The organism is Janthinobacterium sp. Ant5-2-1, assembly GCF_001445815.1.
Classification (GTDB): domain Bacteria; phylum Pseudomonadota; class Gammaproteobacteria; order Burkholderiales; family Burkholderiaceae_D; genus Janthinobacterium; species Janthinobacterium lividum_E.
Genome location: NZ_LNCE01000162.1, coordinates 1 through 651 on the forward strand (window position 1 = coordinate 1; position 651 = coordinate 651).

1 protein-coding gene is annotated in these 651 nt (G+C 54.5%); it reads left to right on the top strand.

The features are described 5' to 3' along the window. Positions 1-651 (top strand): transposase (locus ASN89_RS26855; RefSeq protein ID WP_235502099.1); only part of this gene is annotated, 651 nt, incomplete at both ends.

Genomic DNA, 651 nt, shown 5'->3' on the forward strand with positions numbered 1-651 from the left:
GCCTTGCCGATATCGACGAGAGCGGCATTGTGATCCGTCGCATGGAGCGTCCAAAGCCGCCGCCCGAACTTGACGCCATCGAGCAGATGGTCACCAATGAAATGGATCCGGTGAGCATCCTTGATGTGTTGACCGAAACTGAAAAATGGTTGGACTTGCATAAACTCTTCGGTCCGTTGTCCGGCTTCGAGGCCAAAGTAGACGATCCGCGCAAGCGCTTTATCACTACGTTGTTTTGCTATGGTTGTAACTTGGGCGCCACGCAGACCGCACGCTCGATCAAGGGCCTGAGCCGCAAGCAGGTGGCCTGGCTCAATCTCAAGCATGTCACCGAGCAGCGCCTGGACAAGGCGATCGTCAAGGTGATCAATGCATACAACCGCTTCGCATTGCCACGTTATTGGGGATCGGGAAAGAGCGCGTCGGCCGACGGTACCAAATGGAACATTTACGAGGCTAACCTGCTTTCCGAATACCATATCCGTTACGGTGGATACGGCGGCATTGGCTACTACCATGTGTCCGACAAGTACATCGCGTTGTTCAGTCACTTTATTCCATGCGGCGTCTATGAGGCGGTTTACATCCTCGATGGGCTAATCAACAACCAGTCGGACATCCAGCCAGATACGCTGCACGGCGATACCCAGG